The sequence below is a fragment of the Streptococcus infantis genome, from assembly GCF_000963255.1.
GTDB classification, from domain to species: Bacteria; Bacillota; Bacilli; order Lactobacillales; family Streptococcaceae; genus Streptococcus; species Streptococcus nidrosiense.
Genome location: NZ_JYOV01000021.1, coordinates 81,129 through 88,262, shown reverse-complemented (window position 1 = coordinate 88,262; position 7,134 = coordinate 81,129). Strand labels below are relative to the sequence as shown.

The 7,134-nt window shown below is 38.3% G+C and carries 9 protein-coding genes and 1 riboswitch; of the genes, 2 read left to right on the top strand and 7 right to left on the bottom strand.

The features are described 5' to 3' along the window. Positions 1-807: ISL3 family transposase (locus TZ96_RS08520; protein WP_045762798.1), on the top strand; the 807-nt coding region annotated here is incomplete at its 5' end. Between the two features lie 139 nt (positions 808-946). Here the strand turns inward: TZ96_RS08520 and rplA are convergent. The 7 genes from rplA to TZ96_RS08485 all read right to left on the bottom strand — a co-directional run bounded on the left by rplA (position 947) and on the right by TZ96_RS08485 (position 5,386). Next, positions 947-1,636: a 50S ribosomal protein L1 gene (gene rplA, locus TZ96_RS08515; RefSeq protein ID WP_001085672.1), complete on the bottom strand. Its 690-nt coding sequence runs from the start codon at positions 1,634-1,636 to the stop codon at positions 947-949. Positions 1,637-1,732: 96 nt separating this feature from the next. Further along, on the bottom strand, positions 1,733-2,158 hold the full coding sequence (rplK, locus tag TZ96_RS08510; protein WP_001085808.1) for a 50S ribosomal protein L11: 426 nt from the start codon (positions 2,156-2,158) through the stop codon (positions 1,733-1,735). 193 nt (positions 2,159-2,351) lie between these two features. After that, positions 2,352-2,834, bottom strand: coding sequence for a GNAT family N-acetyltransferase (locus TZ96_RS08505; protein ID WP_045763714.1), 483 nt, complete (start codon positions 2,832-2,834; stop codon positions 2,352-2,354). After that, positions 2,809-3,228, bottom strand: a complete 420-nt coding sequence (locus TZ96_RS08500; protein ID WP_045763709.1) for a ParB N-terminal domain-containing protein — start codon at positions 3,226-3,228, stop codon at positions 2,809-2,811. The genes TZ96_RS08505 and TZ96_RS08500 overlap by 26 nt, the downstream gene beginning before the upstream one ends. Positions 3,229-3,255: 27 nt before the next feature. Beyond that, positions 3,256-3,906 carry a phosphatase PAP2 family protein gene (locus TZ96_RS08495; RefSeq protein ID WP_045763708.1) on the bottom strand — a complete coding sequence of 217 codons (651 nt, stop codon included), beginning with the start codon at positions 3,904-3,906 and terminating at the stop codon, positions 3,256-3,258. Further along, a complete protein-coding gene (locus TZ96_RS08490) occupies positions 3,896-4,459 on the bottom strand; it encodes an ECF transporter S component (protein ID WP_045763707.1) in 564 nt (187 codons plus the stop codon). Before TZ96_RS08490 ends, TZ96_RS08495 begins: the two co-directional genes overlap by 11 nt. A gap of 156 nt (positions 4,460-4,615) precedes the next feature. After that, positions 4,616-4,834: riboswitch (FMN riboswitch) on the bottom strand. Positions 4,835-4,882: 48 nt separating this feature from the next. Then, a complete protein-coding gene (locus TZ96_RS08485) occupies positions 4,883-5,386 on the bottom strand; it encodes a tRNA (cytidine(34)-2'-O)-methyltransferase (protein WP_045763706.1) in 504 nt (167 codons plus the stop codon). 395 nt (positions 5,387-5,781) lie between these two features. Between TZ96_RS08485 and trkA the strand changes: the two genes are divergently transcribed. Continuing rightward, positions 5,782-7,131, top strand: coding sequence for a Trk system potassium transporter TrkA (trkA, locus tag TZ96_RS08480; RefSeq protein WP_045763705.1), 1,350 nt, complete (start codon positions 5,782-5,784; stop codon positions 7,129-7,131). Positions 7,132-7,134: the final 3 nt, after the last annotated feature.

Sequence of the window (7,134 nt, the reverse complement as noted above, 5' to 3'; positions counted from 1 at the left end):
CCAGAGATTATGTCTTGGGACGAGTATGCCTTTACCAAGGGAAAGATGAGTTTTATCGCACAAGATTTTGATCAGCTCAATATCATTACTGTTCTTGAGGGAAGAACACAAGCTATCATCCGCAATCACTTTCTTCGCTACGATAGAGCAGTCCGATGTCGAGTGAAAATCATTACTATGGATATGTTTAGTCCTTACTATGCCTTAGCTAAACAGCTTTTTCCATGTGCTAAAATCGTTCTAGATCGTTTTCACATTGTTCAACATCTTAGCCGAGCTATGAGTCGGGTTCGTGTCCAAATCATGAATCAATTTGATCGAAAATCTCATAAATACAAGGCCATCAAGCGCTATTGGAAACTCATCCAACAAGATAGTCGTAAACTCAGCGATAAACGATTTTATCGCCCTACTTTTCGCATGCACTTAACGAATAAAGAAATTCTAGACAAGCTTTTGAGCTATTCCGAAGACTTGAAACACCACTATAATCTCTATCAGCTCTTGCTTTTTCACTTTCAGAATAAAGAGCCTGACAAATTTTTCGGACTTATTGAGGAAAATCTAAAGCAGGTTCATCCTCTTTTTCAGACTGTCTTGAAAACCTTCCTCAAGGTTAAAGAAAAGATTGTCAACGCCCTTCAATTACCTTATTCCAACGCCAAATTGGAAGCAACCAATAATCTCATTAAACTCATCAAACGAAATGCTTTTGGTTTTAGGAACTTTGATAACTTTAAGAAACGAATTTTCATCGCTCTGAATATAAAAATGGAGAGGACAATCGTTGTCCTCTCCAGATGTTAGCTTTTTATTCAACCCACTACAGTTGACAAAGAGCCACAATATCAAATAGATTAGAAAGTTTATACGTATTTTTATTTTTTTAATAGAAAAAAGGTTGAGACAAACTTGTCTTCAACCTTTCATGTTAAATTATTACTAATTAAAGTGAGTTAACGTCAACCTTGATACCAACACCTTGAGTAGTTGTGATTGTCAAGCTAGTTACGTAAGTTCCTTTAGCAGTAGCTGGTTTAGCTTTTTGGATTGTTTCGTTGAACGCTTTGAAGTTTTCAACCAACTTGTCAGCTTCAAATGAAACTTTACCGATGATGGCTTGTACGATACCTGCACGGTCTGCACGGTAAGTGATTTTACCACCTTTAGACTCTTCAACTGCTTTAGCAACATCCATTGTTACAGTACCAGTTTTAGGGTTTGGCATCAAGTTACGTGGTCCAAGGACACGTCCAAGACGTCCAACAAGAGCCATCATATCAGGTGTAGCGATAACTACGTCGAAGTCCAACCAACCGTCGTTGATTTTAGCAACAAGGTCGTCTTCACCAACGAAGTCTGCACCAGCAGCTTTAGCTTCTTCAGCTTTTGCACCACGTGCAAATACAAGAACGCGAGCTGTTTTACCAGTACCGTTTGGCAATACCATTGCTCCACGGATTTGTTGGTCAGCTTTTTTAACGTCGATGTTCAAGTTGTAAGCAACTTCTACAGTTGCGTCAAATTTTGCGAAGTTAGTTTCTTTTGCAAGAGCTACAGCTTCTTCTACGCTGTATGCTTTTGTGCTGTCGATCTTCTCAAGAGCAGCACGAAGTTGTTTGCTTTTTTTAGCCATTTTCTATTCTCCTTGTAAGTGGTTCAATCGATTTTCATCTCCCACGTCACTTCTCGAAATGATGAAGTCTTGCGGGTTATATAGGGATGTTATTGATTAGTCAACAACAGTGAATCCCATAGAACGAGCAGTACCTTCGATCATACGCATTGCAGACTCAATGTTTGCAGCGTTCAAATCTGGCATCTTAGTTTCTGCAATTTCTTGTACTTGTGCACGAGTAACTGTAGCAACTTTAGTTTTGTTAGGTGTACCTGATCCTTTTTCAACACCTGCAGCTTTTTTCAAAAGAACAGCAGCTGGTGGTGTTTTTGTAACGAAAGTAAATGATTTGTCTTCGTATACTGAGATAACAACTGGAATGATCATACCAGCTTGGTCAGCAGTACGAGCGTTGAACTCTTTTGTGAATCCCATGATGTTGATACCAGCTTGACCAAGAGCAGGTCCAACCGGTGGAGCTGGTGTAGCTTTACCAGCAGGGATTTGCAATTTTACAAGTTTTTCGACTTTTTTAGCCATTTTTAAATCCTCCTTTGTGGTTTTGGCGGTAATTTAGAGATTTTTACCTCCCACAAGTATGCTTTACACATACCCATCTATTATACACTATTTTTAAAAAAATGCAAGAGAAATTTTTATTTTTGATATTTCTTTCTGTTACAATTTTTTGGTGAAATCAATCTTTAGAATCTTCTATCACGATGGAGTGAATTCATTCAATCAAAGTCAGTACAAAACTCACTCCATTTTCAGTAGTACCACTTTCCACAAATCCAAGAGACTCAAAACATCTTCTAGAGATACGATTGAAAGTATAGATTTCTTGAACTTTCAATTGTTTCCAACCCTTTTGACGAGCTAGATCAATCAAAGCCTTCAAAACTTTGCGTCCAAGTCCCTGATGTTGATAAGTTGGATTGCCGATCACAATAGGAAGATTCTCCTGAGATAAGGTGACATCCCCAATTGGAAGCCACTCTCCCTTTTCTCGAAACTCAATCCAGAACAAATCCCCGTGTCTTTCTAAATAGGAATACATGGCATTTAATTTTTCCGGACTATAAGGTATTCTAATACCGTCTACAAGTTCCACCAAATCCACATCTTGATACCAGGCCAAAGCTGCATCATGATGATCTGCTAAAAAATAGGGAACTAGACGCAAGGAATCATCTATCTGAATGATTTTTGTCATCATTTTCTAATCCTAATACTAGCTCCGTTGCTTGATTAAACCCATCACACCAGTTATACCATTTTGCTTCATACTCATCTTGAGGTAAGATATGATCTTTTAAGTCCAGAACAGAGTATATCTTTCTTTTCTCACAAGCTTGCGCATAGAGATGATATAGTTCATCACCACCATCTTTATCCCACTCAGCAGAAATCGTATTCTGACCTATCAATAAAGCCTGATAAGCCCTGTGATGCCCGTCTGTAATCAACAAATAATCTCCAAATGTAAGAACACTGATTGGATTGATATTGTGCTTTTCTACCGATTGATAAAGCATCTGGATATCTTGTAATTTCTCTTCTGATAAGTATAGTTGACTCGGATGAAGATCTTTTATGTTGACTTCCATTTCTTCCTCCTCAAGAAGGGTTAATGCCTACTTCTGCTTTCCTTTGAAGCGCCATTGAAAACGCAGTTTATCGTAGAAAGGAAACTCCATAAACAAAACTCCTAGGCCTACACAAAGGCTGGCAATCACATCTGACGGGTAGTGAACTCCCAGATAAATTCTTGATACCAATACACTGACGATGTATAGACTTAGCAAGATTTGAACGATTTTTCTCCAGACTGTATTTTTAATCCGTTGGCTCAAAATCACAATCAAAGTTCCAACCATAATCGTTACTGCCAGAGAATGTCCGCTTGGAAAAGAAAAACCTTTTTCTTCTACCAAGTGTAGAATTTCTGGTCGTGGTCTTTGATAGATATTTTTAAAAGTTACGATTAAGATTCCAGTTAAAGCTAGATTCCCCAGCATGAGATAACTTTCCATCTTCCATTGCTTACGATAAAATATAAAAGCTACAATTAAAACCCAGCTAATAATGACTGGGATGTCAATTAAGTGCGTAATTGCCCGAAAAAGAAGCGTTAAGGTCTCAGGTAAATCACCTCTAATGGCAGTCTGAATCGGCTGATCAAAACTGACCAGCATTTCTGGATAAAATTTGACAATATAGCCAATAATCATAAAAAGTAAAAGGGCAAAAGAGCCCTTCATCATAAATGTTTGTTTATCTTTCATAGTATTTTAAAGTTGGTTTCAAAAGGACAAACAACAACCAGAAAGAGACAGCAAAGATAATACCTTCAATCAGATTAAAAGGCAAAACCATAGTCATCAGGTAGTTGCTCAATCCTAAGATTTTCTCAATATCAAAATTAGCAAATTTAGCGTACAAAGGAACAGCATAAACATAGTTTAGAACTAGCATAGCTAGAGTCAAACCAAGCGTACCAGCTAGTGAAGCTAGGACGAAACGCATGGTTGTTCGCTCTTTTTTCCAAATCAAACCAAAAGCAAGTACAAAGACTCCCAAGGCAACAATATTCATCGGTAAACCAATATAGGTACTAACCCCTTGATTGTTCAGAAGGATTTTCAACAAGGACCGAAGGAAAAGCACTCCAAAAGCTGCTGGTAAATCCAAGACTACCAAGCCCACAAGGACCGGTAAAATACTGAACTCAATCCTCAAGAAGGATGCCGCAGGTAGAAGCGGAAAGTCAAAGTACATCAACACAAATGAAAGTGCTGATAGAATTGCAATGGTCGAAAGTCGACGTGTGTTTGTCATAACAGGTTCCTCCAATTTTCTATAAAATCAGAAGAAGTTGGAAAGGATTCCTCTATCTATCCTTTATTTTTATATTCCAAAAGTTCCCCCTCACTCTTTTTAGCAAGCGGTTGCAATTTACCTATAAAAAATCAATTAGAATAGACAAAGCCATTCTTTCGTCTTCTCCCATCCAGACTATACTGTCGGTTGTGGAATCTCACCACATCAGCTTGCGCTCGCGGACTTATTTGGCTAAGATATTTTAGATTTATCTAGGCGTCGTAGTCGAAGATAATACTTAAAGTATATCGAGACAAGACAACGACGAGAAAGCTAAAATAGCTAGTCAAATTTACCGCCGGTCGGGAATTTCACCCTGCCCTGAAGACCCCTTTATGATAACAAAAAAAGCTTGCAAGCGCAAGCATTTTATCTAAGTGTTTATTTCAACTTATCTGTTTCGTAAGTGTGAACCAGTTCGAGACCCGCAAAGTTTTGTTGACGAAGTGCCTCATAAACAATCATACAAACTGTATTTGAAACATTGAGACTACGAACATGCTCATCATTCATGGGAATGCGGAGAGCTTTTTCTGGATGCTCACGCATAAATTCCTCAGGCAAGCCCTTATCTTCTCTCCCAAAAAGAAAATAATGATCTCCTTCTGTCGTGAAATCTGCATCTGAATAGACTTTTTCTGCAAACTTGGAAATCAAGTAGAGCTGACCATCCATTTTTTCCATAAAATCAGCCAAACTATCATAAAAATGAATCTCAAGCTTGTCCCAATAATCTAGACCTGCTCGCTTCATCTTACGGTCATCGATAGGAAAGCCCATCGGTTTAATAATATGAAGGGGCGCATTCGTTGCTGCGCAGGTACGAGCAATATTACCCGTATTTTGTGGAATTTGGGGTTCAAATAATACAATGTGATTTGCCATGCCTTGTTTCCTCTCACTAGTGCAAAAAAATAGCCACACTGCCCGGAGTCTAGCTCAGCAAACAGCGTGGTTAAGGCATCGTTAACTTACCTCACAACAGGTTTGAAGTAAATCAGCGAAACTACTGTTTTAGTATATCACTTTCAGCTTGATTGTCAATAGAAATGACTTGATTTTTTCAATTTTTTTACAAACATATTTACATTAGTTGAAAATGCTTCTGTATTCATTAGAATTAGACGAAAATAGCTTGATTTATATTTTAAATTTTGAACAAGTAAGATTATCAATGAGACAATTTTCCACCCTAATAATGAAAAGAGTCGGTTGCCGAGTGCATTTTATTCTAAAAAAGAGTATGATAGATACATATTGAAAAAGTAGGTTATATAACTATGAAAATTATTCTTGTCGGAGGGGGAAAAGTTGGTTCTGCCCTTTGTCGTTCACTTGTCGCTGACAATCATGATGTTGTCTTAATTGAACAGAACGAAACAGTTCTTAATTACATGACAAGCCGTTTTGATATTATTGGAATTGCAGGTAATGGGGCTGACTTTGCTATGCTAGAAGCTGCCAATGTTCAAGACTGCGATATTTTCATTGCTATGACTCAATATGACGAGGTCAATATGGTCTCTGCTGTCTTAGCTAAAAAGATGGGGGCTAAAGAAACCATCGTCCGTGTCCGCAATCCTGAGTATTCCAACCCTTACTTTAAAGAAAAAAATATTCTCGGATTTTCTCTCATTGTCAATCCAGAACTCCTAGCGGCTCGTGCTATTGCTAACATTATCGACTTCCCAAATGCTCTTTCTGTTGAGCGTTTTGCAGGTGGTTTGGTTAGTTTGATGGAATTTGTTGTCCGTAAGGATAGCAATATCTGTCAGATGTCTATCGCAGACTTCCGGAAAAAGTTTGGCAATGTGATTGTCTGTGCTATTGAGCGCGATCATAAACTGATGATCCCTAGTGGCGACCTTATTTTAGAAGATAAAGACCGTATCTTTGTAACAGGTCATCGTGTAGACATGATGCTTTTTCATAACTATGTCAAATCTCGTGTCGTTAAGAGTTTACTCATTATCGGTGCCGGCAAAATCGCCTACTACCTTGTTGGTATTTTGAAAGATAGCCGTATTGATACCAAGGTCATTGAACTCAATCCAGATCGCGCAGCATTTTTCAGTCAAAAATATCCAAAACTCTATATTGTACAAGGGGATGGGACTGCAAAAGATATTCTCCTGGAAGAAAGTGCACAACACTACGATGCGGTCGCAACCCTTACTGGAGTTGACGAAGAAAACATTATTACATCTATGTTCTTGGATAGTGTGGGTGTTCAGAAAAACATCACTAAGGTCAATCGAACTAGTCTCCTAGAGATTATCCATGCACCTGAGTTTTCTAGTATCATCACACCAAAAACTATCGCTGTTGATACGATTATGCACTTTATCCATGGTCGTGCCAATGCCCAATATTCAGATCTTCAAGCCATGCACCACCTAGCAAATGGACAGGTTGAAACTCTTCAATTCCTTATCAAGGAAGCTAACAAGATGACTGGTAAACCTTTGTCTCAATTGAAACTCAAAAAAGATATTTTAATTGCTGCTATTATCCGCAATGGAAAAACAATCTTCCCAACTGGTGAAGATAGCCTTCAAGTCGGTGATAAGTTAGTTGTCATCACACTACTATCAAATATCACCAAGATCTATGATCTGTTAGAGAGGTAAGCT

Bases quoted from the DNA above. Each gene is read 5' to 3' on its own strand.
- TZ96_RS08485 (WP_045763706.1), bottom strand. From the start codon at position 5,386: ATGGCAAATCACATTGTATTATTTGAACCCCAAATTCCACAAAATACG.
- rplK (WP_001085808.1), bottom strand. From the start codon at position 2,158: ATGGCTAAAAAAGTCGAAAAACTTGTAAAATTGCAAATCCCTGCTGGT.
- rplA (WP_001085672.1), bottom strand. From the start codon at position 1,636: ATGGCTAAAAAAAGCAAACAACTTCGTGCTGCTCTTGAGAAGATCGAC.
- TZ96_RS08490 (WP_045763707.1), bottom strand. From the start codon at position 4,459: ATGACAAACACACGTCGACTTTCGACCATTGCAATTCTATCAGCACTT.
- TZ96_RS08495 (WP_045763708.1), bottom strand. From the start codon at position 3,906: ATGAAAGATAAACAAACATTTATGATGAAGGGCTCTTTTGCCCTTTTA.
- trkA (WP_045763705.1), top strand. From the start codon at position 5,782: ATGAAAATTATTCTTGTCGGAGGGGGAAAAGTTGGTTCTGCCCTTTGT.
- TZ96_RS08500 (WP_045763709.1), bottom strand. From the start codon at position 3,228: ATGGAAGTCAACATAAAAGATCTTCATCCGAGTCAACTATACTTATCA.
- TZ96_RS08505 (WP_045763714.1), bottom strand. From the start codon at position 2,834: ATGACAAAAATCATTCAGATAGATGATTCCTTGCGTCTAGTTCCCTAT.